Genomic DNA, 24,513 nt, shown 5'->3' on the forward strand with positions numbered 1-24,513 from the left:
AGGCAGCTGGAAGCGGGGATTTGCGAAATGAAGATTGGAAGAATACGTCAAGGAAGTCCGCACAGCGGACGCACAGACAGCGTGTGAAAACACCGAAAAATGCGGGATCCGAAACGGGGCCTTAGCTTGGCCGGCGCGCATCATACCGGAAAATCGTCCGTCATGTGCGGATTTTCAGACAAGGACCGGCGAACGGTCGCGTCTGGACGAGGCCGGCAACGCCGACTATACCGAGCAGGCCCCTCCCCGCCGGATGCCACCGATGAAGCCCAGCAGCGAGCCCCGCATCACCCGCGAACGCCACGACCATGTCCTGCTGCTCGGCCTGAACCGGGTCGACAAGCGCAATGCCTTCGACCTGGACATGCTCAACCAGCTGGTGCTCGCCCTGGGCGAGTACGAGCGTGACGATCAGTTGCGCTGCGCCCTGGTGTTCGCCCACGGCGACCACTTCACCGCCGGGCTCGACCTGGGCAATGTCAGCGAAACCTTCCGCACGGGCTGGCAGTTGCCCAATGGCGCAGTGGACCCCTGGGGCACCTTCGGCGGGCCCCGCCTGACCAAACCCTTGATGGTCGCCGCCCAGGGCTACTGCTTCACCCTCGGCATCGAGCTGATGCTGGCGGCGGATATCAACCTCTGCGCCAGCAACGCTCGCTTCGCCCAGCTGGAAGTGCAGCGCGGCATCTTCCCCTTCGGCGGCGCAACGCTACGCCTGCACCAGGTGGCGGGTTGGGGCAATGCGATGCGCTGGCTGCTTACCGGCGACCAGTTCGATGCCCACGAAGCATGCCGCCTGGGGCTGGTCCAGGAAGTCACCGCACCCGAGGAACTGATGCCCCGCGCCCTGTGGATGGCCCAACGGGTCGCGGCCCAGGCACCGCTGGGCATTCGCGCCACCCTGGCGTCAGCCCGCAAATGCCTGGACGAGGGCGAACTGGCCGCCGCGCGCGAATTGCCCGCGATGGCCAGCCGCCTGTTGTCCAGCGAAGACGCCCAGGAAGGGTTCAAGGCCATGCAGGAAAAACGCGAAGGACGCTTCAGCGGAAAATGAGTGGGGACTGGAACGCACTCCAGGCCCGCACAGAAAGCGCTATATCCAAGGTATTAAAATCGTTCGAAAAATCCATATAACCACAAAGTTTTCTCCTTAAAAATCAACAACATAAAAACAACAAAACGACTATATACAAGTTCCAATTACGCGATCAGAAACAAATCTCTAGAACTGACATCGAGCGCAGCGCAGTGACTCGCCGGAACTACCGTTCGAGCCGCGCTGGATTTAGTCCCTCAAGGAGGAACTCGCATGTCAGGCCCGATTCGCATCTTCGCACTGTCTCTTCTGGTTGCCGCCATGTCGCTGCAGGGATGCAGCAGTCACGGTGGCGGTAGTCATCACAGTTCCGGCAGCAGCTCCCAGGACGCCGCCGCGGGCACTGGCGGCTCGGGCACAACCGGCAGCAGCGATGGCAGCAGTGCCAGTGGCGGCAGCGACGCCAGTGCCGGCACGGGTGGCAGCGATGGCAGTGCGGGCGGCAGCACCGGCGGTACGACGGGCACGGGAGGATCGGGCGGTACGGCTGGCACCGGCACACTTGGCGGTACCGGTGGCATTGGTGGTACCACTGGCGGCACGGGTGGCAGCACTGGTGGCACCGGCAATACTGGCGGAACCGGGAGCACTGGCAGCACCGGAGGCACCGGAGGCACCGATGGTGGTACCGGCGGCGGCAGCACCACCCCCAACCTCGCCACCAGCAACGTCCTGAGCGAGACCGGCCAGGTCGTGTCCGGCGTCGGCGACACCGTCGGCAACGTGGGTGGCGCAGTCAAGAACATCGACGTTCCGCTGGTTGGCAGCGGCGTTACCAACAATGCTGGCGGCGTCATCCAGCAGGTTGCCGCCGGCGTGGATCACATTGGCGAAGGCGTCACCGACGGCCTGGGTAACCTGAGCAACAATCCCAACGCCATCGGCATCACGGTGGCCGGCCCGACCAACCTGGTCAGCCATACCGGCAAGGCAGTCAGCAGCCTCGGCGGCACGGTGGCCGCGGTCGGCGACGGCCCTCTGCTGGCCAGCACCCCGCTCAACGGCGCCACCGGCCAGGTCGGCGGCGTGGTGAACGGCGTCGGCAACCAGATCACCATGCTCGGTGACTCCCTCACCGGCGCAGTCACCACCGGCCCACTGAGCCAACTGACCACACAACTCAGCGGCACAACCAAAGGCCTGGCGGGCACGGTCGAGAACACCACCAGGACCGTGGGCGCAACCACCACCCTGGGCGCGCCGGTGAACAACCTGTTGACCACCGTCGGCACCGCAGTGACCCAGACAGGCAACCAGGTAGCCAGCCAGAGTCCGGCGCTGGCCCCCGTCGGCGCAGTCGTCAGCAATACGGGTCAGGCAGTCAGCGATGCCGGCGGCCTGGTCAGTGGCAGCACGACAGCTGGCAGCAATCCAGTTGGTGGACTGCTCGGCGGTGTATCCAACACGGTGGGTACTGTCACTGGCTCCCTGGGGGCTACGGCCGGCGCCAGCAACCCGGTCGGCGGGCTGGTCGGCGGCGTAACAGGCGCGGTGGGCACCGCAACTGGCGGCCTGGGCGCAGCGGCCGGTGGCAGCAACCCGGTTGGCGGGCTGGTCAATGGCGTGACCGGCACAGTCGGGACCGTCACCAGCTCCCTGGGTGGCACGACGGCTGGCAGCAATCCGGTCGGAGGCCTGGTAAATGGCGTCGCCAGCACAGTCGGCGGCCTTACCGCCCCCCTGGGCGGCACGACCGGTGCCAGCGCCCCGGCTGGCGGTCTGCTCAATGGCGTCACCAATACGGTCAGCGGCGTGACCGGCACCGGCGGCCTGGCGGCAGGGGCCGGGGTCGGTACCAATAGCACCCCGCAGGGCACGGGAGTTGCCGTGGGTGCCGGTGTCGGCAGCACTGGCGGCACCACGCCCCAGGGCGGGCTGTTGGGCGCGGTCGGCGGCACTCTCGGTGGCCTCGGGGCCGGCCTGGGGGTTGGCGTCGGGACTCCCCACCAGTAATCCCTCCCCTGTAGCCAGGAGCCGCCAGAGGCTCCTGGTCCCCGCTGAAGTCGGTCCCATGGAGGAGCCAGATGCGCAGACTCGCCGCCCTCACCCTGTTGTTGGCCAGCCCCCTCGTCTGGGCTGAACGTCCGGTCCAGATCCCCGGGTCCGATATCGAACAGACCCTGCCCCGCCCCAACCTCCCCGGCGGCGAACTGCGCCCCACCGCTCCCAAGGTCAGCGCGCCCGCCCCGGCGGCCGAACAGCCCGGCCAGATCCTGCAGAAGCGCATCCAGCTCAAGCGCATCGAAATCGCCGGTGGTGGCCACTACCCGCTGGACACCTGGCGCACGCTGCTGGAGCCGCTGACCCAGCGGCCGATCCAGGTCAGCGAACTGGTGACGGCGGCCAAGGCCATCACCCAGCATTACCAGGACGACGGGTTCTTCATCTCCTTCGCCTACGTACCCAACCAGGACTTCCGTGGCGGTGTCGCGCGCATCGTACTGGTCGAGGGCCATATCAAGGAGGTGCGCAGCAGTGGCGACGTGGGCGCTCACCAGGCTCGCGTGGACCGCTGGATCGCCCGCCTGAAGAGCGAACGGCCGCTGACCCGCGCAAGCTTCGAACGCTTCAGCGTCCTGATGAGCCGCGTACCGGGCCTGCAACTGGCGATGGTGCTCAATCCACCGACCACCAGCGACGGCGGCGCGGTGCTGGAGCTGGCCGGGCAGAGCAAGCGCTTCAATACCGGTGCCAACCTCGACTCACGCCATGGCGAACAGCGCGGCCTGCTTTCCGCCGAGGTGATGTCGATGCTCGGCCTGGGCGAACAGCTGCAATTCAACTACCTCTACCCGCCGGGCCAGGACCACGAGTACTACCGCGCCTGGAACTACAGCCAGCTGCTGGGTGACAACGGCCTGCAGCTGACCGCCGGCTACAGCCACTACAACTCAAGCCCGGAAGACCACCTGCGGCTGGCCAACGGCCTGGAGTTCGCTCGCAAGCGGGAGAACGAGCGGGTCAATGCGGGGCTCGGCATCCCGCTGGTGCTGCGCCGCGACCTGACCTGGGACATGAACCTTCGCGGCTACACGGTGAACGACACCAACCGCTACGACCTGGTGGTGCCGAACATCCCCTACAGCATCGAGCAGAAGAGCAAGCTGCGCGTCGTCGGCGTGGATACCGTGGTCCAGCAGTTCGCCGCCAAGCGCGTGCGCGCCGGGAGCCTGGCGATCTTCCAGGGCCTGAACGGAATGGGGGCGGAGACCGAGGCGCCGGTGCGCAAGGACTTCACCCGCATACAGGGCTACGGCGCCCAGCAGGATCAGTTCACCGATCGCTGGCAAGGCGTCGTCACCGCCGGCTTCCAGTGGACCGACGACGTGCTGCCCGACTCCGAACAGGTCACCTACGGCGGCGCCAACTTCGGCCGCGGCTACCCGGACGACCAGGCCAGCGGAGACAAGGGCTGGGGCGCGGCCTACGAGGTGAATTACTCCTTCCTGCGCCAGAGCGTGGTGCTCAACCAGATCCAGCCCTACGCCGTGGTGGACACTGCCCGCACCCATTACACCCAGGATGGCCTGCCCGACGCCCAGCTCGGCTCGGCGGCCGTCGGCGTGCGTCTGACCAACCGCAAGCACTACCTGGTGTCGATGGAAGTGGCCAAGCCGTTTGGTGATCGCGCGGTGGACAACAACGAGCGCACCCCACGCCTCAACTTCGCCTTCAGCTACCAGATTCCCTGAGGACGCCTGCCCGGCTCACTGCGCCGGGCACAACGAATCGATATAGCCGCGCAGCGAGTAGCCGAGCTTCGGTTCGAGGCTCGCCACGCGCTTCTTCAGCGCCCGCAGATCGAGTTCCTGCTCCAGCTCGGCGGGGACGAAGACGATCACGTTGCCCTCTGGCACCGAGCATTCCCAGTAGTGACGATGGAAGCGCCCACGCAACAGCGCCGCCCCCAGCGGACGGCCATCGTCGGTGCTCCACTGGTTGATCACCAGCCAGCCGCCGGGGCGCAGGCGCTCGCGGCAGGCGCCGAGGAAGTCCCAGGCGATGTGGGCCGGCGCGGGGCCGGTGTCGGTGTACAGATCGAGGAAGATCAGGTCCGCCGGCTCGCAGCGCTCCAACTCCTCCACCGCATCGCCGACGCGCAGGTTCAGCCGTGGATCATCCCCCAGTCCCAGGTGCTCGCGGGCCAGCCGGGGAATCGATGGCCGCAGCTCGATGGCCTCCACCTCCTCCAGCGGCAGGTACTTCAGGCAGGCCTGGGTCAGGCTGCCGGCACCAAAGCCCAGGAACAGCGCGCGGCGCGGGCGCGCATGGCACAGCGCGCCGAGCAGCATCGCCCGCGAGTAGTCGTACTCCAGCCAGCAGGGGTCCTGCATCAGCACGCAACTCTGCTCGACCTCGTCGCCGAACTCCAGGTAACGGAAGGCGCCGCTCTCCACGACGCGAATCACACCGAAGGCGTCGTGCTCCTCGACGATCAGGCGCTCCTCGATCAGGTGCTCCTCGCTCATGCGCGCGCCCCGAGGAAGGCGACTGTGACATTGCGACTCGCCAGGATGCACAGACGGCGCGGTTTGCCATTGAACTGCAAGGGCTGAAGCACGTGATAATCCTTCAAAAACAGGCGTGGACAGCCTGAGCAGCCAGCAAGCGGCTGCCAGGTCCGAAAGCCGCAAGAATAACAGCCCAAGAGGCACAAACGAGCATGTATGCCATTATCGGCGCGGGTCCGGCCGGCCTTGCCGCCGCCCGCCAACTGCAGAAGTACGGCATCCCCTTCACCGGATTCGAATTGCACGGCAACGTCGGTGGGCTATGGGACATCGACAATCCGCACAGCACGCTTTATCACTCCGCTCACCTGATTTCCTCCAAGGGCACGACCCAGTTCGACGACTTCCCCATGGACATGGATGTCCCCCCTTATCCGCACCACACCCAGGTACTGCGCTACCTTCACGCCTACGCCCAGCACTACGGCCTGCACACCCACTACCGCTTCAACACCCGGGTCACCGCCCTGCTCCGCCAGGAGCGCGGCTGGCGGCTGCGCTGCGAGCACAACGGCGAAGTGCATGAGGGGCTTTTCGATGGCGTGCTGATCGCCAACGGCACCCTGCACATGCCCAACCGGCCGGAGCTGCCCGGCGAGTTCAGCGGCGAAATCCTCCACGCCAGCCAGTACCGCGATGCCGACTGCTTCGCCGGCAAGCGCGTGCTGATCATCGGCTGCGGCAACTCCGCCTGTGACATCGCGGTGGACGCCGTGCATCGCGCACGCTCGGTGGACCTCTCGGTGCGACGTGGCTACCACTTCCTGCCCAAGTTCTGCATGGGTCGGCCGATCGACACCTTCGGCAGCCTGGTCCGCCTGCCGCGTCCGCTCAAGCAGCGGCTCGATGCGGCGTTGCTGCGCCTGCTGATCGGACGCCCGTCGGACTATGGCCTGCCCGATCCCGACCACCGCCTGTACGAATCGCACCCGGTGGTGAACTCGCTGGTGCTGCATCACCTCGCCCACGGCGACATCCGCGCCCGCCGCGATGTGCGCAGCCTGGAGGGTCAGCGCGTGGTGTTCAGCGATGGCGAGCGCCAGGAGTACGACCTGATCCTGCTCGCCACCGGCTACCACCTGGACTACCCCTTCATCGACCGCGGGCTGCTCAACTGGCCCCGCGACTGCGCCGCACCGCAGCTGTACCTCAACGCCTTCCACCCGCAGTACGACGACCTGTTCATCCTCGGCATGCTGGAAGCCTCGGGCCTGGGCTGGCAGGGGCGTGCCGAACAGGCCGAGCTGGTTGCCCTGTACATCCGCCAGCTGGCGGCGGGCAACCCGGCCGCCGAGCGCTTCCGCCAGGTGAAGCGAATGCTCGCCGGGCAACGCATCGACGGCGGCTACCAGTACCTGCCACTGGAACGCATGGCCCACTACGTGGACAAGGACAGCTATCGGCGCAGCGTGCGCGAGCACATCGCCGAGCTGCGCCGCGACCTGCCACGCACCGCCCCGCTGCAACCGCTGCCGGCGCACTGAGAACCTGTTTACGATCTCGCACGCTGGCGCAGAACAAAGCGCAACGACCCACGGGAGTAACAGCCGCAGGCTGGCCCGAAGGGTGAGCGCCAGCGAATCAAACAGGCGAGGACGCGGAGGGTAAATAAGCAGTACTCGCTACGCTCGCCCCTGCGGGGCCGCACTGAAGTGCGTTAGCCGCAAGCGGCTTCCGAGCCTGTTTTTAACGCAGTTATGCCGACGCGCAGCAGATCGTTAACAGGTTCGTAGTGCGCGCCGCACGCGGGGCGAGCTGATACCATGGCCTTCACCGCCCCTAGCCGCGAACGAGCCACCGATGAGCCTGCCCTGGAGTCCCGACAGCTGGAGAAGCAAGCCGATCCAGCAACAACCCGCCTACCCTGACCCCGCTCACCTGGGCGACATCGAGCGCACCCTGGCCGGCTTCCCGCCGCTGGTGTTCGCCGGCGAAGCCCGCGAGCTGCGCCGGCAGTTCGCCGAAGTCACCGCCGGACGCGCCTTCCTGCTGCAAGGTGGCGACTGCGCCGAGAGCTTTGCCGAATTCTCCGCGGCAAAGATCCGCGACACCTTCAAGGTGCTGCTGCAGATGGCCGTGGTGATGACCTTCGCCGCCGGCTGCCCGGTGGTGAAAGTCGGGCGCATGGCCGGCCAGTTCGCCAAGCCGCGCTCCTCCGGCGAGGAAACCATCGACGGCGTGACCCTGCCCGCCTACCGCGGCGACATCGTCAACGGCATCGGCTTCGACGAGAAGAGCCGCGTGCCGGACCCGGAGCGCCTGCTGCAGGCGTACCACCAGTCCACCGCCTCGCTGAACCTGCTGCGCGCCTTCGCTGGCGGCGGCTTCGCCGACCTGCACCAGGTGCACCAGTGGAACCTGGTCTTCATCGCCAACTCGGCGCTGTCCGAGCGCTACCAGCAACTGGCCGACCGCATCGACGAAACCCTCGCCTTCATGCGCGCCTGCGGCCTGGACACCGCGCCGCAGCTGCGCGAGACCAGCTTCTTCACCGCCCATGAAGCGCTGCTGCTAAATTACGAGGAAGCCTTCATCCGCCGTGACAGCCTGACCGGCGACTGGTACGACTGCTCGGCGCACATGCTGTGGATCGGCGACCGCACCCGCCAGCTCGATGGCGCCCATGTGGAAATGCTGCGCGGCGTCGGCAACCCCATCGGCGTGAAGGTCGGCCCGAGCATGGACAGCGACGAGCTGATCCGCCTGATCGACATCCTCAACCCGGACAACGACCCCGGCCGCCTCAACCTCATCGTACGGATGGGCGCGGACAAGGTCGGCGATGGCCTGCCGCGTCTGATCCAGACTGTGCAACGCGAAGGCAAGCAGGTGCTGTGGAGCTCCGACCCCATGCACGGCAACACCATCAAGGCCTCCAGCGGCTACAAGACCCGCGACTTCGCGCGCGTGCTTACCGAGGTGCGGCAGTTCTTCGAGGTGCACCAAGCCGAGGGCAGCTACGCCGGCGGCATCCACATCGAGATGACCGGGCAGAACGTCACCGAGTGCATCGGCGGCGCCCGTCCGATCACCGAGGCCGGGCTGAGCGATCGCTACCACACCCACTGCGATCCGCGCCTGAATGCCGACCAGTCCCTGGAACTGGCCTTCCTGATTGCGGAAACCTTGAAGCAGGTGCGCCGCTAGTTCCGACAAGGCCGCCGGATAAATCCCAAACCTCCTTCCTTCGATTGTCCTCCGCGAGGGCGCCTACCTAGAGTGGCCGCCCTTCGTGCGCCCCGCACACCGGATCATCCGTCAATCCCAGGAAGACCTCGATGTACCTGCACCGCTCCCTCCTCGCCCTGCTCATCGGCGCCAGCGCCGCGCTTTCCGGCTGCCAGAACATGTCCACCGACGGCCTCGTGCAGTCGGGCCTTATGGCGATGAAAGCCGCCACTTTGAGTGACGCCGAAATCAAGCAGGTGGCCGACGAAGCCTGCGCCAAGATGGACTCCGAGGCGCAGATTGCCCCGGCCTCCAGCCCCTACACCCAGCGCCTGGACAAGATCGCCGCCGCCCTGGGCAACCCGCTGACCGGCACCTCGATCGACTACAAGGTCTACATCGCCAAGGACATCAACGCCTTTGCCATGGCCAACGGCTGCGTCCGCGTGTATTCCGGCCTGATGGACCTGATGAACGACAACGAGGTGGAAGGCGTGCTCGGCCATGAGATCGGCCACGTCGCCCTCGGACACGTGAAGAAGGCTACCCAGACCGCTTACGCCGCTGCCGCCGCGCGCACCGCTGCAGCCTCCACGGGCAATAACGCCGTTGCCGCCCTGTCGCAGTCACAGCTGGGTGAAATCGGTGAAGCGCTGATCAACGCGCAGTTCTCGCAGTCCCAGGAGTCGGCGGCCGACGATTACTCCTTCGACCTGCTGAAGCAGCGCGGCATCCCGCTCGAAGGTCTGGCCAGCGCATTCGACAAGCTGGCCAAGCTGAACGGTGGCGCCGATAGCAGCATGTTCGACTCCCACCCTGGCGCCCAGCAGCGCGCGGATCACATCCGCCAGCGCATCGCCAGCGGCAAGTGATGTCCCGGCGAGCCTCCTTGCGAGGCTCATCCTCTTTCACACCTCAGCCAGCAGTGCCTGCAAGCGCACGCCCAACGGCCGCCGACAGTTCACTTCCACACGCTCCAGCCCCAGCCAGGTCGCCATCTCGTCGAGTTGCTGTGCCAATGCGATCCAACCCTCCTCACCCGGCCCCTTCGGCTCTTCATGGACGGCATGCACCATGAGTTTTCCCGCCGCGCGATCGGAGCGCAGGTCGACCCGCGCCGCCAGGTGCTCGTCGAACAGGAAGGGCAGCACGTAGTAGCCGTAGACGCGTTTGTGCTGCGGCGTGTAGATCTCCAGACGATAGCGAAAGTCGAACAGGCGCTCGGTACGTGCGCGCTCCCAAACCAGCGAGTCGAAGGGTGAAAGCAAGGCGCTGGCGCGCACCTTGCGCGGAATGACCGCATCGGCCAGGCAGTAACCCGGCGCCTGCCAATCCTGCACCTGCACCGCCAACAAATCGCCCGCCTCCACCAGCTCGGCCAGGCGCGCCTTGCTGTCGGCTGGCTCCAAGCGGAAGTAATCGCGCAGGTCCTTCTCGGTGGCAACGCCCAACGCCTGCGCCGAATGCAGCAGCAACCGGCGCTGCGCCTCGGTCTCCCCGAGGTCGGGTTGATCGAGGACGGCGGGTGGCAGAACCCGCTCCGGCAGATCGTAAAGCCGCTCGAATCCACGGCGTCCGGCCACCGTCACTTCACCTGCGGCGAACAGCCATTCCAGCGCGTGCTTCTCATCGCTCCAGTCCCACCAGGGCCCGGCGCGTTCCTCGCGGGTATTCAGGCTGCCGGCCCCCAGCGCGCCCTGCTCGCGCACAGCGTTCAGCACGCGCTGGATCACCGGCTGCTGCTCACGACCGAAGCGTGCCAGTTGCTGGTAGATGCCACGGCCATCGGCGGCGCGACGCATGCGCCAGCGCATCAGTGGATAGAGCTCCAGTGGCAGGAGCGAAGCCTCGTGCCCCCAGTACTCGAACAGGCGCCGGTGCCGCCCGGAACTCCAGGCCGCCTCTTCCAGCAGGGTCGGCGAGTAGTTGCCCAGGCGCGAGAACAGAGGCAGGTAATGCGAGCGCACCAGCGCATTCACCGAGTCGATCTGCAGTACGCCCAGGCGCTCCAGCAGGCCGCGCACATGGCGGCGCTGGACTTCCCCATTCGGCCTGCGCAGGGTGAAGCCCTGGGCGGCCAGGGCCAGGCGGCGGGCTTGCTTGAGGGACAGCGTGTCGGCAATCGGCATCGGTGCACTCCAGGACTGAAGAGCCCTAGAGCCTAGCGCCAAAAACGCGGGCTGACCGCATCAGGCCGGTTCGCCAACGCGCTCGGGTATCGGAAATGGCCGGGCAAAGGTGAAAACCTCCGGCGACGCCCCCTGCGCCTGCAACAGCTCCAGCTTTCGCCGCGCCATCAGCACATCGGGCAACTCTCCTTGCGGCAGCCACCACAACGCCAGGCTCGGCGTCGGCAGCCTCTCCATCCAGTCGCGCTTCTGGCGCAACACGGCCAGGTGCTCGCCGCCGTAAACATACTCGCGCAGCGCCTCGACGGACTCCCATACCGACAGGTTGACGATGATCAGCGGGTCGTCGAATGCGCGGATGGCCGTGGCATCGCCTTCATCCGTCTGCAGGCGCCAGACGAACCCGGAGCTGGCCTCGGCCAGCCGGTTGATGTGATCCAGCTGATCGACGAAGCCTTTCATCACGGGGTGATCCAGCGGCGCGCGGGCCTTGGCGATATTGACCTGGGCGAGATGGTAGTGCGAAGACATGGGGGCATTCCCTGGCAAAGTGATTTATCCCGTACAACGGCGGGCGACACGATCTCGCGTGCCGCCCGTGCGGATTAACGCCTCAGATGATCGACCCAGAACGGACGCTCGATTTCCTCCTGGATGTCGGCACGGCTCAGACCGATATCCTTGAGCGCCTCATCGCTCATGCTGGCCAGCAGACTGCGCTGGCGAGCCAGTTCGTGCCAATGCAATACGCGCTTCAGGGCACGTTGCCATAGTGGCGCGGCCGGCGCCTTGTGGGCGTGATAGGACATCGATACGAAACCCAGTTGACCTTTCATCGTGAATCCCTCCGTGTGGGCCTGGATGCAGTCTCACTCCGGGGATAAGATCAATCCAACGAATCATTCTTATGCGACCCATCTCGGAGATTGATGAATGAGCAGCTTCCCCAGTATCGACAGCGAACTGCTGCGCACCTTCGTCGCCATCGCCGATCACGGCGGCTTCACCCGCGCCGCCGAGGTGGTCAACCGCACCCAGTCGGCGGTGAGCATGCAGATGAAGCGCCTGGAAGAGGACGTGCTGGAGCGCGCGCTGTTCGAGCGCGATGGACGCCAGGTGCGCCTGACGCCGGAGGGCCAGGTCTTGCTGGGCTTTGCCCGGCGCATCCTTCGGCTGCAAGGCGAGGTGTTCAACACCTTCCGCCAGCCGCACATGGTCGGCGCGGTCAAGATCGGCACGCCGGACGATTACGTGATGCGCTTCCTGCCGGAGATTCTGTCGCGCTTCGCCGAGGCCTATCCGCTGGTCCAGGTGGAAGTGCACTGCGAATCCTCGGCGCAACTGCTGCTGCGCAATGACCTGGACCTGTCCATCGTGACCCGCGAACCGGGCACCGAGATCGGCCAGTTGCTGCGCCAGGAACCCTTCGTCTGGATGGCCGCGGAGAGCTTCTGCCCGCAGGACCAGCGCCCGCTGCCGCTGGCGATGTTCAACACCGCCTGCTTCTGCCGCGCCTGGGCCTGCAATGCGCTGGAAGCCATGGAAGTGGACTACCGCATCGCCTACAGCAGCCCGAGCCTGTCGGCGCTGTTCGCGGTGGCCAGCGCGGGCCTGGCTGTGACCGCACAGCTGCGCAGCCTGCTCACCGGCAACCTGCGCATCCTCGGCGAAGAGGAAGGGCTGCCGCAATTGCCCAACGCCAGCATCGTCCTGCTGCGCGGGTCGAAGATGACACCGGTCACCGACAAGCTGGCGGAGTACATCGTCGAAGGCTTCCGCGCCTGACGGAAGGTCCAGATCGCATCCACAGCCAGGAATCAGCAGGGACGCTGTTCATCAAATAACCATCGCGCTAAATTAATGCGCAATTACCTGTCCATCCCGGACGCTCACCCAGGGCATCTGCCCAGGCGTCTACCCAGGAGACTGCGATGGCCCAGCCAGACCCGACCTGCGAAGCCCTCAAGCTCGACAACCAGCTGTGCTTTGCCCTCTATTCCACCTCCCTGCAGATGACCAAGGTCTACAAACCCCTGCTGCAGGAGCTTGGCCTCACCTACCCGCAATACATCGCCATGCTGGTGCTCTGGGAGGGCGACGGTATCACCGTTGGCGAGATCAGCGCGCGGATGCTCACCGACCCCGGCTCCCTCACTCCCCTGCTCAAGCGCCTGGAGGCCGAAGGGCTGATCACCCGCACCCGCAGCCAGGCCGACGAGCGCGTGGTGCAGCTGCGCCTGACCGACAAAGGCCGCGAGCTGCGCCGACAAGCGGAGAGCATTCCGGGCTGCATCCTCGCCAGCAGCCGTCTAACGTTGGAAAAGCTCCAGCGCCTTCAGCGGGAACTGGTGGAGCTGCGCGAACAGCTGCAAGGCCCGTAATCCGGGCTTATGCCTGATCGCACCGTTCTTTAGTCCGAAATCTTCCGAAATTTATCTTGCGCACTAAATTAAATAGAACTAACTTACACCTCACGCACTACTTAGCGCACAAGATATTAACCAGCAAGACAATCGGAGACACCATCATGCAAGCCATCAAAGCCCTCTACACCGCCACCGCTACCGCCACCGGAGGCCGTGACGGTCGCGCCATTTCCTCGGACGGCATCCTCGACGTGAAACTGAGCACCCCACGCGAACTGGGCGGCCAGGGCGGCGAAGCCACCAACCCGGAACAACTGTTCGCTGCTGGCTACTCCGCGTGCTTCATCGGCGCGATCAAGTTCGTCGCCAGCCAGAGCAAGAAGCAGGTCCCGGCTGACGCCTCGATCACTGGCAAGGTCGGCATCGGCCAGATCCCGGGCGGGTTCGGCCTGGAAGTGGAACTGAACATCAACCTGCCGGGCCTGGACCTGGCCGAGGCCCAGGACCTGGTCGCCAAGGCCCACCAGGTCTGCCCCTACTCCAACGCCACCCGCGGCAACATCGACGTACGCCTGAACGTGAGCGTCTGACAGGTCGGATTGGTAAACGGCAGAAACGAAAAAGCCCGGCATCAGCCGGGCTTTTTCTTGTCTCGGTTCAGGCTCAGGCCTTGACGCGGGACTTGTACTCGCCAGTGCGGGTATCGATTTCGATCGAGTCGCCGATTTCGCAGAAGGCGGAAACCTGGACTTCAGCACCGTTCTTCAGGCGAGCGGTCTTCATCACTTTACCGGAGGTGTCGCCACGGACAGCCGGCTCGGTGTAGACGATTTCGCGAACGATGGTGGTCGGCAGTTCAACGGAGATGACTTTCTCGTTGTAGAAGACCGCTTCGCAGACGTCGGTCATGCCGTCTTCGATGAAGGTCAGCACGCCTTCCAGATCGTCTTTCTCGATCTCGTACTGGTTGAACTCGGTGTCCATGAAGACATACAGCGGGTCCGCGAAGTAGGAGTAGGTCACTTCCTTGCGATCGAGGATGATCGGCTCCAGCTTGTCGTCGGCCTTGAACACGGTCTCGGTGCCGGCACCGGTCAGCAGGTTCTTCAGCTTCATCTTGACGACCGCGGAGTTACGGCCGGATTTGTTGAACTCGGCCTTCTGGATGACCCAGGGGGCGCCATTGATGTTGGCAACCTGGCCAGCGCGGAACTCTTGTGCGGTTTTCATACGATTATCCGATTGGATTGGAGACAAAAAACAGGGGCCATATCATAGCCAATTTGTATAAAAACACACCAGCCCCGCCGCAAGATCGGTTTGTTCGGTCAGACGCCGCTGCCAATTTCCAATCCACGCCGACCACTCCGGCAGCCTTACCTCCAGCCTGCGCCAGGCCTCGCCAACCTCGCCGCGCCCATTCCAGGCCAGCCAGAAATCGCTCAGCGCCTCGCCCAGTGCATCGTCCATGCCCTCGGTGAACAGCGCCAGAAACGCCTCCAGCTTTTCCAGATGGATGTCTTCGTCCTGCTGGTAGATGTGCCAGAGGAAGGGACGCCCCGCCCATTGCGCGCGGACGAAGGAGTCCTCGCCACGCACCGCGTTGATGTCGCAGCTCCACAGCAACGGGTCGTAATCCTCCTGGCGGACGAACGGCAGCACTTGTACGCGCAGCGCGCCGCGCTCGCAGCCCTGCCCTACCCCCAGCAGTTGCTGCGCCCAGTGCTGGACGTCGCCCAGCACCCGACCTTCAGGCACCAGCAGCAGGGTTGGCGTCACGCCCTTGGCCAGAACATCCAGCCAGCTGGCCAACCCGGGGTTCTCATAGGCGAACAGGGAAATACGCCGCTCCCCGCCGCGCACCTGTACGCCGAGGCTTTCGAGGAAGCGGGCGCTATTGCCGGGGTCCGCCTGGAAGGCATCCCGACGCCGGATCAGATCGCCTTCGCGCAGCAGCCCTCCGGTGAGCGGCGTGAAGCCGGGGAAATAGAAGTACTTCTGCAGGCCGTTGGGCTGCAGCGACGGCAGGCCATGGCAGGACTCCACCCAGGGCTCGGCACTGAGGTATTCGAGGTTCAGCCACAACGAAGGCTTCGTCCGCCGGGCCATCGCTTCTATATAGGCAGGCGGCATGGCACAGGCGAAGGCCTCGATCACCACATCCGCCGCATCGGTATCGGGCCAGGCTTGCGGCCAATGCCGAACGTCCACGCCGGACTGCTGCTGCGATTGTGCCTGCACATCGGCCTGGGGGCAGATGCGCACGAAGGCGGCAAGGTCATCCACCCACAGGCGCACCGCTTGCCCGTGCTCGGTCGCCAACTGGCGAGCCAGGCGCCAGGTAACGCCGATGTCACCGTAGTTGTCGACTACGCTGCAGAAGATGTCCCAGCTCGCCATACGCCCGCACCCAGCACTTTAGAAGGCGCCAGTGTAGCCGCGATCCGGCCTTTCCTCCTTAAGCCGATGAATCCGTTGGAAAAAATTTTCAAAAAACATTTGCCAACAGGGAACGCTTTGAGTAAAGTGCGCGCCTCGACAGACACAGCGCTGTCGAGAAATCTGGTGAGGTGTCCGAGCGGTTGAAGGAGCACGCCTGGAAAGTGTGTATACGAGAAATCGTATCGAGGGTTCGAATCCCTCCCTCACCGCCAGATCATGAAAAAGCCCGGCTAAGCAATTAGCCGGGCTTTTTCGTTATGGCGTCACACTATTTCCCCGCATGCCCGCTCTTGCAAGTTGCCACTTCCACAAATGCACGATGGCAATTAAACAGCTGTTCGACTATAGACGACAGCCATCTGCCAGGCAGGTTCCCCGCCCCCCCCTGGAAACCTCCCCCCTCTCCCACTGACACTCTCTGGAAACACTCCTTTGCCAGATTGGACAGTTTTTGCCCAAATCCGCCTCGAGCAACTGCAAATATCGGGCTAACATGAAAAAAAAGTGCCGTACTTGCGTCCAGTCAGTTTACTTACTACAAGTAATGAGTACTATGTAGTCCGGCTAATTTCCCAGTCATGGGAGATTGCTTTTAATGGAAATGTCCACCTTAAGGGGAACACGATGAACAACGTTCTGAAATTCTCTGCTCTGGCTCTGGCTGCTGTTCTGGCCACCGGTTGCAGCAGCCACTCGAAAGAAACCGAAGCACGTCTGACCGCTACTGAAGACGCCGCTGCTCGCGCTCAAGCCCGTGCCGATGAAGCCTATCGCAAGGCTGACGAAGCTCTGGCCGCCGCTCAGAAAGCCCAGCAGACCGCTGACGAGGCTAACGAGCGCGCCCTGCGCATGCTGGACAAAGCCAGCCGCAAGTAATAGATCTTCGGATCTGTTAAAAAACCGACCCTTCGGGGTCGGTTTTTTTATGCCTGCGATTTCTTATGCCGACACCAAGCCTGCCCACAGAAAGCGCACGCAAGAAAAAGCCCGCTCGAAGCGGGCTCTTTCAAAGCAGTTCGAGTTATTGCAGCGGCATGGCGTCCTGATCGACAGTGGCCGCAACCGGCGCACCCTGCGCTTGCGGCTGGGCAATGGCGACCGGCAGGCCATCTTCGGCGGCCACGACTTCGCGCACCACGTTCCAGTCCATCTGCATCTGGCTGGCGATGTCTTCGCGCTTGAGCAGCGCATTGATCACCGCAGTGTGCTTGTCGACCACCGATGGATTGCCGTTGTCGTCGATCGGCGCGTGGGCCTCGAGATAGATCTTGCCTTCACTGCGGCCGAACTTGTAGGGCTCGTTGATGATGCGCACCTTGGTGCCCACCGGAATCATCGAGAACAACTGGGTCACGTCCGAGTTGTACATACGGAAGCAGCCGTGGCTGGTACGGGTACCGATGCCGAACTTCTTGTTCGAACCGTGGATCAGGTAGCCGTGGAAACCCAGGCTCATCTTGTACGGACCCAGCGGGTTATCCGGGCCTGCCGGAACCACGGTCGGCAGCGGGTCGCCGTCGGCGGCGTGCTCAGCGCGGATCGACGCCGGCGGGTACCAGGCCGGGTCCTTGGTCTTGGCGATCACGGAGGTGCTGCCAACCGGCGAGCCCCAACCTTCACGACCGATGCCCAGGGCATAGGTGTAGACGACGCCCTTGTCCTTGGGGAAGTAATACAGGCGGTATTCGGCCAGGTTGATCACCACGCCTTCGCGCGGGCCCGCCGGGAGAATGAAGCGGGTCGGAATGATCACTTCGGTACCCACGCCCGGCAGCCAGGCATCGACGCCCGGGTTGGCGGCGATCATCTCGGAGTAACCGAGGCCATATTTCTCGCCGAGGTCGGCAAAGGTATCTTCGTACTTGGCCTTGATCACCTGGACCTGACCGACGATATCGTCGCCCGGGGCCGGCAATGGCAATTCAATGGCGGAAACGGGGCCGGCCGAGAGCAACGCGGCTAAGGACAGCGAGCAGGCGGCAATAACGCGCGACAACATCCGAGAATCCTTGACAAGGGCAATGGGCAAAGGGGTAACAGTTTACCACCGCCAGCCGTGTCGCTGGGAGATATCAGACGAGCCAGGAGGCCCGCGCGCCGCGCTTTTCCTGTTCCAGTTGTTTCAGGCAGGCGTCGCAGACGCGTCGGTCGCGCAACAACGGTTTCTCAAGCCCACGCCAGAGCGGCTGGGCCGGCAGCAGGCCGCCGCAGAGTGTACGATCGGCCGGCGTTCCCAGCTCCAGCTGGCGTGCGACAAGGTGCACCCGGACCTCGCGGCAGGCGAACAGATCCAGCTGCTCATCGGGCTCGATCAGCTGGTAGGCGAAGTGGGTCCAGGCGGGGCGCGGCATAGGGGCTCCAGAAGGGTGCGCAAACATAGCCGAAAGGCCGTTCGCGGGGAAGCCTTGATACAGTGGAATTCAGAGCAGCGGCTTGAGCTCCGACCACACATTGTCGAGCAGTTTAGGCTGTGCCGCAGCCGCCGGATGAATGCCGTCCGCCTGCATCATCCCCGGCACGCCACCGACACCGTCGAGGAAGAACGGCACCAGGGCGATTTTCTGCTCCCGCGCGACCGTCTCGAACACCTTGGAGAACGCGTCGGTATAACGCTGCCCGTAGTTCGGCGGCAGCTTCATGCCCAGCAGCACCACCCTGGCACCCGCCTTCTGCGACTGCTGAACCATGCCGCTAAGATTCTGTTGCAATTGCGCCGGCGCCATTCCGCGCAATCCGTCGTTGCCACCCAGCTCGATCACCACCAGCTTCGGCTTCTGCTCCGAAAGCAGCGCCGGCAGGCGCGCGAGGCCGCCTGCGCTGGTGTCACCGCTGATCGATGCATTGACTATCTTGTAGTCGAAACCCTGCTCCTTCAGGCGCTTGTCCAGCAGGCTCACCCACCCCAGGCTGGTATCCAGTCCCAAACCGGCGCTGATACTATCGCCAACGACCAACAGCGTCTGCGCCGCGGCCTGCTGCGCAACCAGAAGCAACGCCAGGCAGCCGCCCATTAGCCATGCACGCATCGGATTCTCCATGAGCGAACGCATTCTCACCGCGCGGAACCTTAGCAAGGTTGTTTCCAGCGCGGAAGGCAAGCTGGCCATCCTCCACGACCTCTCCCTCGACCTCTCCCGCGGCGACAGCCTGGCCATCGTCGGCAGTTCCGGTTCGGGCAAGTCCACCCTCCTCGGCCTGCTCGCCGGGCTCGACCTGCCCAGCGGCGGCGATATCGTCCTGCTCGGCCATTCGCTGGCCAGCCTGGACGAAGACCAGCGCGCCCGCGTCCGCGCCGCCCACGTCGGCTTCGTGTTCCAGTCGTTCCAGTTGCTCGACAGCCTCAACGCGCTGGAGAACGTCATGCTGCCGCTGGAGCTCGACGGCCGCGCAGACGCCCGGCAACGCGCTCGTGAGTTGCTCGAGCGTGTCGGCCTCGGCCAGCGCCTCACCCACTACCCGCGCCAGCTCTCCGGCGGCGAGCAGCAACGGGTCGCCATCGCCCGCGCCTTTGCCGCCGAGCCGGACGTGCTGTTTGCCGACGAGCCCACCGGCAACCTCGACACCGCCACCGGCGAGCACATCAGCGACCTGCTGTTCGAGCTCAATCGCGAGCGTGGCACCACCCTGGTGCTAGTGACCCACGACGAGCGCCTGGCCCATCGTTGCCAGCGCCTGATCCATCTGGAAAGCGGCCACCTGATCGACCACGCCGAACCCTGACGGACGAGAGCCGATGAAGTCATTGTCGCTGCCCAACCTGTTCCGCCTGTCCCTGCGCCAGTTATGGCGCGAAGGGCGTAGCGGAGAGCTGCGCGTACTGTTCTTCGCCCTGCTAATCGCCGTGGCAGCCAGCTCAGCCATCGGCTATTTCAGCGCCCGGCTCAACGCGGCGATGCTGGTGCGCGCCGCCGAATTCCTCGGCGCCGACCTGGTACTGAACGGCACCCAGCCCGCAAGCCAGCAGCAGATCAATAGTGGCCTCAAACTCGGCTTGGAGCACGCTCGCAGCGTCGAATTCTCCAGCGTGGTAGCCACCAACCAGGGCATCCAGCTCAGCAGCGTAAAAGCCGTCGGCGACAGCTATCCGCTGCGTGGCGAGCTGAAAAGCGCTCCCGAGCCCCTACAGCCCGAAGTCGAGGGCGGGCGACCCCAGCCGGGGGAGATCTGGGTCGAATCACGGCTGCTGGCGAGCCTCGATCTGAAGGTGGGCGACAGCGTCGACATCGGCCGCCAGAGCCTGCGCATCGCCCGCGTACTGACCTACGAGCCGGACCGCGCCGGCGACTTCTACAGCCTGACGCCACGGGTCCTGATGAACCTGCGGGACCTGGACGCCACCGGCGTGGTCCAGCCCGGCAGCCGCGTACGCTACCGCGACTTGTGGGGCGGCCCGCCCGAGGCGCTGCTGGCCTATGGAAAGGCAACACAGGACGGTCTTGCCGCCAACCAGCAGTTGCAGGACGCCCACCATGGCAATCGACAGATCGGCGACGCCCTCGGCCGCGCCGAACGCTACCTGAACCTCGCCAGCCTCGCCGCCGTGTTGCTCGCTGGCGTCGCCGTGGCGCTCTCGGCCAACCGTTTCGCCACCCGCCGCTTCGACGCCAGCGCCCTGTTGCGCTGCCTCGGCCTGTCACGGCGCCAAGCCCTGCTTCTATACGGTACACAGCTGCTCACCCTGGGACTGGCCGCCAGCCTCTGCGGCGCCTTCCTGGGCTGGCTCGCGCAACTCGGCCTGATCCACCTGCTGGGCGACCTGCTGCCGCCGCAGATTCCCGAAGCAGGGATTGTCCCGGCCCTGGCCGGCACGGCCACCGGCCTTGTCGCACTCGCCGGCTTCGCCCTGCCACCGCTGGCCGCCCTCGGCCGTGTGCCACCGCTACGCGTGCTGCGCAGCGACCTGCTGCCGGTGCCAATGCGCACCTGGATGGCCTACGCCTGCGCGTTGATCGCCCTGGGCCTGATCATGTGGCGCCTGAGCCTGGACCTGAAGCTGACCCTCGCCCTGCTGGGTGGCGGCGCCATCGCCGCGCTGATCCTCGGCTTCATCCTCCTGCTCGCACTGCGCGGACTGCGCGGCGCGCTGCAAGGCGCCAGCCTGCCCTGGCGTCTCGGCCTCGGCCAACTGCTGCGCTACCCGCTGGCGGCCGCCGGACAGAGTCTGGCCTTCGGCCTGATCCTGCTGGCCATGGCGCTCATCGCGCTGCTGCGCGGCGAGCTGCTGGACACCTGGCACGCGCAATTGCCGGCGAATGCGCCGAATCACTTCGCGCTGAACATCCTCCCCGCCGAGAAGGACAGCTTCGAGCAACGGGTGAAGGAACTCTCACCCAACGCCGAAGACCTCTACCCGATGGTGCCTGGACGCCTGGTGGCGGTGAATGGCCAGCCGGTCCATGCGCTGAGCGAGGACGTCCGCAGCGAACGCGCCCTGCAACGCGACCTTGGGTTGACCTGGTCGGCGCGCCTGCCCGCGGGCAACCAGATCGTCGCCGGACAGTGGTGGCAAGCCGGCGAAAAGAACTCATTGCCCGGCGTGTCGGTGGAAGAAAAACTCGCCAACAACCTCAGCCTGAAAGTCGGCGACCGCCTGAGTTTCAGCGTCGCCGGCCAGACACGCGAGGCTCAGGTGCTCAGCCTGCGTTCAGTGAAGTGGGACAATTTCCAGCCCAACTTCTTCATGGTCTTCGAGCCCGGAACCCTGACCAACCTGCCGGTAACCTACCTCACCAGCTTCTACCTGCCAGTCAGCCAGGAGCACGACCTGATCGAACTGGCGCGCGCGTTCCCCACCGTCACCCTGCTGCCGGTGGACGCACTGCTCGCACAACTGCGCAGCATCCTCGACCAGGTGACATTAGCGGTGGAGTACGTGCTGGTGTTTGTCCTCGCTGCCGGCTTCGTGGTGCTCTTCGCCGGCCTGCAGGCCACCCTCGACGAGCGCTTGCGCCAGGGCGCCCTGCTCCGCGCACTGGGCGCGGAGCGCCAGCTGCTGATGCGTACCCGGCGCAGCGAGTTCGCCCTGCTCGGCGCAGTCAGCGGGCTGCTGGCGGCGCTGGGTTGCGAGCTGATCAGCTACCTGCTCTACCGGCTGGTCTTCGACCTGCCGTGGAGCCCGCACCCCTGGCTGCTCGCACTGCCGGCGCTGGGCGCGCTGCTGGTCGGCGGCGCCGGGCTGCTCGGCACGCGAAGAGCCTTGAGCGTGAGCCCGTTACGCCTGCTGCGCGAAGGCTGATCGGGTAGACTCCCATCATCATTCCCGTTACCCCGGAAGCCATGAGCCGTTATCGCCCTCCCCGCCCCGCCGGCACCCCGCTGATCACCCCCGAAGGCGAAGCGCGCCTGCGCGCCGAGCTGCATGAACTGTGGAACGTGCGCCGACCGCAGGTCACCCAGTCGGTCAGCGAAGCCGCGGCCCAGGGCGACCGCTCGGAAAACGCGGAATACACCTACGGCAAGAAGATGCTGCGCGAGATCGACAGCCGCGTGCGCTTCCTGCGCAAGCGCCTGGAAAACTGCAAGGTAGTGTGCGAGCGCCCCGCCGATCCGAACAAGGTCTACTTCGGCGCCTGGGTCACCCTGGAGGACGAAGATGGCGAGCAGGCACGCTATCGCATCGTCGGCCCGGACGAGCTCGACCTGCGCAACAACCACATCAGCATCGACTCGCCGCTCGCCCGCGCCCTGGTCGGCAAGGAACTGGACGCCGAAGTGATGGTGCACAGCCCGTCCGGCGAGAAGATGTGGTTCGTGGTGGAAATCGAGTATCCCTGAACGGCGAAGGGATATGCCCTTGTAGGATCAGACCGGGGTTCAGAGCGACTGCGGCCGCCGGGTAATCAGCCCCTGCCGCGCCACACGGGTCAACTCGCGAACGGTGGACTCCAACTGCCTGGCACTGGGCGCCTGGACCACGGCGAAGTCGAAGCTGTTGGAAGGGAAACGGGCGATGTCGGCGACGGTTTCGGCGAACTGGATCAGGAAGGTGCGCGAGCCGTTCCAGCGCTTGGGCCAGCCATCGAGGTAACGGACGAGTGTGGGCTGGTGATTGCCGCCCAGGAGAATCTTCGGATTGCGGCGCACCAGGCCGGTGGTGATCGGGGCCAGGCGCACATGCGGGTTGGGACAGGTCATGGTGTCACGTCTCCGCCTCAGGGGTCCTGCTGGACGCGGCGAGAGGCACACCGAACCAGCGCTTTAGCGGTATTTCGATGTCGGCCTAGCCGCATCCGCGCCCCGCAAGTTGCTACTTAAATCGGCGCTGAGCGGCATCCTAGATAAGCCCCGGCGATACTGTCAAGGCGACCTCAGTCAAGGAATCCCACAATGAGCACACCCCCGCTGCGGCTGTTCTTCGCCCTGCCCTGCCCGCCAGAGCTGGCGCAGGCGATCTGCTCCTGGCGCGAGGGCCTGCATCTGGACGGCCAGAGCGTCGCACAAGCCAACCTGCACCTGACGCTCGCCTTCCTAGGCGCCACTCCCCGTGGCCGCAAGGCGGAACTGCTGGCCATCGGCGCGAGCCTGCCGCGCCAGGGCTTCACCCTGCAGCTGGACAACCTGGCACGCTGGAAGAACGGCATCCTGCACCTGGCGCCGAGCCAGGTTCCCACCGAACTGCACGAGCTGGTGCAGGCCCTGCGCGAGGCACTGCAGGCGCACGCCTTCGAGGTCGAAGCGCGCCCCTTCCACCCACACATCACCCTGGCGCGACACGCCCACAGCCTGCCAGCCGCACAGCCGGCCTTCAAATGGCCAGCCCGCGCGATCACCCTGTACAGCTCGGAAAACAGTCCGACTGGCGTGCGCTATCGCCCGCTCGGCGAATGGCCGCTAGACCACGCCTGACTGCGCGTAATCGAGGAAGCGCCGCAGCCCCGCCGTGGGGAACTTGTCGATATGCAGCGCAAGGAAGAAGGTGCGGCGTAGCGGCCCCAGCGGGTTGTCCAGGCGCACCAGTTCACCCCGCGCCAGCTCCGCCTGCACCACGCGCTCCGACAGGCAGCCAATCCCCGCTCCACGTCCGACCAGGTGCTTGATCGCCTCGGCATTGCTGATTTCCAGCGGCGCGTTGACGCTGCCCAGGCGCGGCAGCACCTGCTGCTCGAAAGTGACGCGGGTGCCCGAGCCGGACTCGCGCAGCACCCAGCGTGCGGCTGACAGGTCCTCAAGGGTGACCTGCCGGGCCAGCGCCAGCGGATGATCCGGCGCAGCCACCAGCAACAGCTCATCGTCGGCCCAGGGTGTGAGCTGGATCTGCGGATGCTGAATCGGCGCCTCGATGAACGCGACATCCAGGCGAAACTCGGCCAGCGCCTCGACCACGTCGCGGCTGTTGGCGACCTGCAGTTGCAGGCGGCTGTCCGGCAACTCGGCGAGAAAGCCCGCCATTACCTGCGGCAGTACATAGCCGCCGATGCTGCGGCTCGCCCCCAGGCTGAGCTGCACCGGCGCGGATTCGAACAGGTTCTCCAGCTCCTCGCCCTGGGCCAGCAGCGCACTGGCCTTCGGGTAGAAGGCCCGGCCGTTATCGTTCAGCGCCAGGCGCTTGCCGCTGCGATCGAACAGCCGGGTTCCCAGCGCCCGCTCCAGTTCCTGCAATGCCTGGCTCGCCGCCGACTGCGAAAGCGCGATGCGCGCGGCCGCCTGGGTGACATTGCCCAGTTCGGCGATGGCCGTGAAGGTCGCCAATTGGCGAAGGGTGATGCGAGGCCACATATCGAAAAAACCGGTTAACCCAATAAGAACAATCCGTTTTTACACTAAGCACGGGCGCGGCACCATGGCTTCACCTTACACAAGGA

The 24,513-nt window shown here is 65.2% G+C and carries 25 protein-coding genes and 1 tRNA gene; 15 read left to right on the forward strand and 11 right to left on the reverse strand.

What is annotated here, in order from left to right:
- The first annotated feature begins 262 nt into the window (after positions 1-262).
- From GA645_RS18645 to GA645_RS18655, 3 genes are all read left to right on the forward strand, one after another.
- On the forward strand, positions 263-1,054 hold the full coding sequence (locus GA645_RS18645) for a crotonase/enoyl-CoA hydratase family protein (RefSeq protein ID WP_152224466.1): 792 nt from the start codon (positions 263-265) through the stop codon (positions 1,052-1,054).
- 255 nt (positions 1,055-1,309) lie between these two features.
- On the forward strand, positions 1,310-3,049 hold the full coding sequence (locus GA645_RS29195) for a collagen-like triple helix repeat-containing protein (protein WP_152224467.1): 1,740 nt from the start codon (positions 1,310-1,312) through the stop codon (positions 3,047-3,049).
- 71 nt (positions 3,050-3,120) lie between these two features.
- Entirely contained in the window at positions 3,121-4,788 is a 1,668-nt protein-coding gene (locus tag GA645_RS18655; RefSeq protein WP_152224468.1) for a ShlB/FhaC/HecB family hemolysin secretion/activation protein, read from the forward strand.
- Between the two features lie 15 nt (positions 4,789-4,803).
- Here GA645_RS18655 and GA645_RS18660 read toward each other — a convergent pair whose 3' ends face one another.
- Entirely contained in the window at positions 4,804-5,565 is a 762-nt protein-coding gene (locus tag GA645_RS18660) for a spermidine synthase (RefSeq protein ID WP_152224469.1), read from the reverse strand.
- A gap of 194 nt (positions 5,566-5,759) precedes the next feature.
- On the opposite strand from GA645_RS18660, the gene GA645_RS18665 reads away from it, so the two are divergent.
- From GA645_RS18665 to GA645_RS18675, 3 genes are all read left to right on the forward strand, one after another.
- Positions 5,760-7,091 (forward strand): NAD(P)/FAD-dependent oxidoreductase, encoded by a 1,332-nt coding sequence (locus GA645_RS18665; protein ID WP_152224470.1) that lies wholly within the window; start codon positions 5,760-5,762, stop codon positions 7,089-7,091.
- 316 nt (positions 7,092-7,407) lie between these two features.
- Complete coding sequence (locus tag GA645_RS18670) at positions 7,408-8,754, forward strand: class II 3-deoxy-7-phosphoheptulonate synthase (protein ID WP_152224471.1); 1,347 nt, start codon at positions 7,408-7,410, stop codon at positions 8,752-8,754.
- A 131-nt stretch (positions 8,755-8,885) separates the two neighbouring features.
- On the forward strand, positions 8,886-9,647 hold the full coding sequence (locus tag GA645_RS18675; RefSeq protein WP_152224472.1) for a M48 family metalloprotease: 762 nt from the start codon (positions 8,886-8,888) through the stop codon (positions 9,645-9,647).
- Between the two features lie 36 nt (positions 9,648-9,683).
- On the opposite strand, the gene GA645_RS18680 is transcribed toward GA645_RS18675, so the two are convergent.
- The 3 genes from GA645_RS18680 to GA645_RS18690 all read right to left on the reverse strand — a co-directional run bounded on the left by GA645_RS18680 (position 9,684) and on the right by GA645_RS18690 (position 11,740).
- The gene (locus GA645_RS18680; RefSeq protein ID WP_152224473.1) at positions 9,684-10,904 is read right to left on the reverse strand and encodes a winged helix-turn-helix domain-containing protein; all 1,221 of its coding nucleotides are present in this window, start codon (positions 10,902-10,904) and stop codon (positions 9,684-9,686) included.
- A 60-nt stretch (positions 10,905-10,964) separates the two neighbouring features.
- The gene (locus GA645_RS18685) at positions 10,965-11,435 is read right to left on the reverse strand and encodes a DUF3291 domain-containing protein (RefSeq protein ID WP_152224474.1); all 471 of its coding nucleotides are present in this window, start codon (positions 11,433-11,435) and stop codon (positions 10,965-10,967) included.
- A gap of 74 nt (positions 11,436-11,509) precedes the next feature.
- Entirely contained in the window at positions 11,510-11,740 is a 231-nt protein-coding gene (locus tag GA645_RS18690; RefSeq protein ID WP_152224475.1) for a DUF1127 domain-containing protein, read from the reverse strand.
- A gap of 97 nt (positions 11,741-11,837) precedes the next feature.
- Between GA645_RS18690 and GA645_RS18695 the strand changes: the two genes are divergently transcribed.
- The 3 genes from GA645_RS18695 (at position 11,838) to GA645_RS18705 (ending at position 13,860) form a co-directional block, all read left to right on the forward strand.
- Positions 11,838-12,689 (forward strand): LysR substrate-binding domain-containing protein, encoded by an 852-nt coding sequence (locus GA645_RS18695; protein ID WP_152224476.1) that lies wholly within the window; start codon positions 11,838-11,840, stop codon positions 12,687-12,689.
- Positions 12,690-12,835: 146 nt separating this feature from the next.
- Complete coding sequence (locus GA645_RS18700) at positions 12,836-13,285, forward strand: MarR family winged helix-turn-helix transcriptional regulator (protein WP_152224477.1); 450 nt, start codon at positions 12,836-12,838, stop codon at positions 13,283-13,285.
- A gap of 146 nt (positions 13,286-13,431) precedes the next feature.
- A complete protein-coding gene (locus tag GA645_RS18705; protein ID WP_152224478.1) occupies positions 13,432-13,860 on the forward strand; it encodes an organic hydroperoxide resistance protein in 429 nt (142 codons plus the stop codon).
- A gap of 73 nt (positions 13,861-13,933) precedes the next feature.
- Here the strand turns inward: GA645_RS18705 and efp are convergent, their stop codons facing one another.
- Both efp and earP read right to left on the reverse strand, forming a co-directional pair.
- The gene (gene efp / locus GA645_RS18710; RefSeq protein WP_017517001.1) at positions 13,934-14,500 is read right to left on the reverse strand and encodes an elongation factor P; all 567 of its coding nucleotides are present in this window, start codon (positions 14,498-14,500) and stop codon (positions 13,934-13,936) included.
- A 42-nt stretch (positions 14,501-14,542) separates the two neighbouring features.
- Complete coding sequence (gene earP / locus GA645_RS18715; protein ID WP_152224479.1) at positions 14,543-15,670, reverse strand: elongation factor P maturation arginine rhamnosyltransferase EarP; 1,128 nt, start codon at positions 15,668-15,670, stop codon at positions 14,543-14,545.
- A gap of 164 nt (positions 15,671-15,834) precedes the next feature.
- On the opposite strand from earP, the gene GA645_RS18720 reads away from it, so the two are divergent.
- Positions 15,835-15,924: transfer RNA gene (locus GA645_RS18720), tRNA-Ser, on the forward strand.
- Positions 15,925-16,336: 412 nt separating this feature from the next.
- On the forward strand, positions 16,337-16,588 hold the full coding sequence (gene oprI / locus GA645_RS18725; RefSeq protein WP_017517003.1) for an outer membrane lipoprotei OprI: 252 nt from the start codon (positions 16,337-16,339) through the stop codon (positions 16,586-16,588).
- 145 nt (positions 16,589-16,733) lie between these two features.
- Here the strand turns inward: oprI and GA645_RS18730 are convergent, their stop codons facing one another.
- The 3 genes from GA645_RS18730 to GA645_RS18740 all read right to left on the reverse strand — a co-directional run bounded on the left by GA645_RS18730 (position 16,734) and on the right by GA645_RS18740 (position 18,738).
- Positions 16,734-17,711: a L,D-transpeptidase family protein gene (locus GA645_RS18730; protein ID WP_152224480.1), complete on the reverse strand. Its 978-nt coding sequence runs from the start codon at positions 17,709-17,711 to the stop codon at positions 16,734-16,736.
- A 73-nt stretch (positions 17,712-17,784) separates the two neighbouring features.
- The gene (locus GA645_RS18735) at positions 17,785-18,063 is read right to left on the reverse strand and encodes a hypothetical protein (RefSeq protein ID WP_152224481.1); all 279 of its coding nucleotides are present in this window, start codon (positions 18,061-18,063) and stop codon (positions 17,785-17,787) included.
- 69 nt (positions 18,064-18,132) lie between these two features.
- The gene (locus GA645_RS18740) at positions 18,133-18,738 is read right to left on the reverse strand and encodes an arylesterase (protein WP_152224482.1); all 606 of its coding nucleotides are present in this window, start codon (positions 18,736-18,738) and stop codon (positions 18,133-18,135) included.
- Positions 18,739-18,748: 10 nt separating this feature from the next.
- On the opposite strand from GA645_RS18740, the gene GA645_RS18745 reads away from it, so the two are divergent.
- The 3 genes from GA645_RS18745 to greB are packed head-to-tail and all read left to right on the forward strand — an operon-like array spanning position 18,749 to position 22,486.
- Positions 18,749-19,432, forward strand: a complete 684-nt coding sequence (locus GA645_RS18745; protein ID WP_152224483.1) for an ABC transporter ATP-binding protein — start codon at positions 18,749-18,751, stop codon at positions 19,430-19,432.
- 13 nt (positions 19,433-19,445) lie between these two features.
- Entirely contained in the window at positions 19,446-21,947 is a 2,502-nt protein-coding gene (locus GA645_RS18750) for an ABC transporter permease (protein ID WP_152224484.1), read from the forward strand.
- Between the two features lie 41 nt (positions 21,948-21,988).
- Positions 21,989-22,486, forward strand: coding sequence for a transcription elongation factor GreB (gene greB, locus GA645_RS18755; RefSeq protein WP_152224485.1), 498 nt, complete (start codon positions 21,989-21,991; stop codon positions 22,484-22,486).
- A 39-nt stretch (positions 22,487-22,525) separates the two neighbouring features.
- On the opposite strand, the gene GA645_RS18760 is transcribed toward greB, so the two are convergent.
- Positions 22,526-22,846 carry a hypothetical protein gene (locus tag GA645_RS18760; protein ID WP_152224486.1) on the reverse strand — a complete coding sequence of 107 codons (321 nt, stop codon included), beginning with the start codon at positions 22,844-22,846 and terminating at the stop codon, positions 22,526-22,528.
- Between the two features lie 192 nt (positions 22,847-23,038).
- On the opposite strand from GA645_RS18760, the gene thpR reads away from it, so the two are divergent.
- Positions 23,039-23,557, forward strand: a complete 519-nt coding sequence (gene thpR / locus GA645_RS18765) for an RNA 2',3'-cyclic phosphodiesterase (RefSeq protein ID WP_152224487.1) — start codon at positions 23,039-23,041, stop codon at positions 23,555-23,557.
- Here thpR and GA645_RS18770 read toward each other — a convergent pair.
- Positions 23,543-24,427 (reverse strand): LysR family transcriptional regulator, encoded by an 885-nt coding sequence (locus tag GA645_RS18770; protein WP_152224488.1) that lies wholly within the window; start codon positions 24,425-24,427, stop codon positions 23,543-23,545. The genes thpR and GA645_RS18770 overlap by 15 nt on opposite strands.
- Between the last annotated feature and the right edge of the window lie 86 nt (positions 24,428-24,513).

Origin of the sequence: Pseudomonas sp. SCB32 (assembly GCF_009189165.1) — a bacterium.
Classification (GTDB): Bacteria; Pseudomonadota; Gammaproteobacteria; order Pseudomonadales; family Pseudomonadaceae; genus Pseudomonas.

What these genes read in the sequence shown, in the direction of transcription:
- GA645_RS18645 (WP_152224466.1), top strand. Translation starts at nt 263, where the DNA reads ATGAAGCCCAGCAGCGAGCCCCGCATCACCCGCGAACGCCACGACCAT.
- GA645_RS29195 (WP_152224467.1), top strand. Translation starts at nt 1,310, where the DNA reads ATGTCAGGCCCGATTCGCATCTTCGCACTGTCTCTTCTGGTTGCCGCC.
- GA645_RS18655 (WP_152224468.1), top strand. Translation starts at nt 3,121, where the DNA reads ATGCGCAGACTCGCCGCCCTCACCCTGTTGTTGGCCAGCCCCCTCGTC.
- GA645_RS18660 (WP_152224469.1), bottom strand. Translation starts at nt 5,565, where the DNA reads ATGAGCGAGGAGCACCTGATCGAGGAGCGCCTGATCGTCGAGGAGCAC.
- GA645_RS18665 (WP_152224470.1), top strand. Translation starts at nt 5,760, where the DNA reads ATGTATGCCATTATCGGCGCGGGTCCGGCCGGCCTTGCCGCCGCCCGC.
- GA645_RS18670 (WP_152224471.1), top strand. Translation starts at nt 7,408, where the DNA reads ATGAGCCTGCCCTGGAGTCCCGACAGCTGGAGAAGCAAGCCGATCCAG.
- GA645_RS18675 (WP_152224472.1), top strand. Translation starts at nt 8,886, where the DNA reads ATGTACCTGCACCGCTCCCTCCTCGCCCTGCTCATCGGCGCCAGCGCC.
- GA645_RS18680 (WP_152224473.1), bottom strand. Translation starts at nt 10,904, where the DNA reads ATGCCGATTGCCGACACGCTGTCCCTCAAGCAAGCCCGCCGCCTGGCC.
- GA645_RS18685 (WP_152224474.1), bottom strand. Translation starts at nt 11,435, where the DNA reads ATGTCTTCGCACTACCATCTCGCCCAGGTCAATATCGCCAAGGCCCGC.
- GA645_RS18690 (WP_152224475.1), bottom strand. Translation starts at nt 11,740, where the DNA reads ATGAAAGGTCAACTGGGTTTCGTATCGATGTCCTATCACGCCCACAAG.
- GA645_RS18695 (WP_152224476.1), top strand. Translation starts at nt 11,838, where the DNA reads ATGAGCAGCTTCCCCAGTATCGACAGCGAACTGCTGCGCACCTTCGTC.
- GA645_RS18700 (WP_152224477.1), top strand. Translation starts at nt 12,836, where the DNA reads ATGGCCCAGCCAGACCCGACCTGCGAAGCCCTCAAGCTCGACAACCAG.
- GA645_RS18705 (WP_152224478.1), top strand. Translation starts at nt 13,432, where the DNA reads ATGCAAGCCATCAAAGCCCTCTACACCGCCACCGCTACCGCCACCGGA.
- efp (WP_017517001.1), bottom strand. Translation starts at nt 14,500, where the DNA reads ATGAAAACCGCACAAGAGTTCCGCGCTGGCCAGGTTGCCAACATCAAT.
- earP (WP_152224479.1), bottom strand. Translation starts at nt 15,670, where the DNA reads ATGGCGAGCTGGGACATCTTCTGCAGCGTAGTCGACAACTACGGTGAC.
- oprI (WP_017517003.1), top strand. Translation starts at nt 16,337, where the DNA reads ATGAACAACGTTCTGAAATTCTCTGCTCTGGCTCTGGCTGCTGTTCTG.
- GA645_RS18730 (WP_152224480.1), bottom strand. Translation starts at nt 17,711, where the DNA reads ATGTTGTCGCGCGTTATTGCCGCCTGCTCGCTGTCCTTAGCCGCGTTG.
- GA645_RS18735 (WP_152224481.1), bottom strand. Translation starts at nt 18,063, where the DNA reads ATGCCGCGCCCCGCCTGGACCCACTTCGCCTACCAGCTGATCGAGCCC.
- GA645_RS18740 (WP_152224482.1), bottom strand. Translation starts at nt 18,738, where the DNA reads ATGCGTGCATGGCTAATGGGCGGCTGCCTGGCGTTGCTTCTGGTTGCG.
- GA645_RS18745 (WP_152224483.1), top strand. Translation starts at nt 18,749, where the DNA reads ATGAGCGAACGCATTCTCACCGCGCGGAACCTTAGCAAGGTTGTTTCC.
- GA645_RS18750 (WP_152224484.1), top strand. Translation starts at nt 19,446, where the DNA reads ATGAAGTCATTGTCGCTGCCCAACCTGTTCCGCCTGTCCCTGCGCCAG.
- greB (WP_152224485.1), top strand. Translation starts at nt 21,989, where the DNA reads ATGAGCCGTTATCGCCCTCCCCGCCCCGCCGGCACCCCGCTGATCACC.
- GA645_RS18760 (WP_152224486.1), bottom strand. Translation starts at nt 22,846, where the DNA reads ATGACCTGTCCCAACCCGCATGTGCGCCTGGCCCCGATCACCACCGGC.
- thpR (WP_152224487.1), top strand. Translation starts at nt 23,039, where the DNA reads ATGAGCACACCCCCGCTGCGGCTGTTCTTCGCCCTGCCCTGCCCGCCA.
- GA645_RS18770 (WP_152224488.1), bottom strand. Translation starts at nt 24,427, where the DNA reads ATGTGGCCTCGCATCACCCTTCGCCAATTGGCGACCTTCACGGCCATC.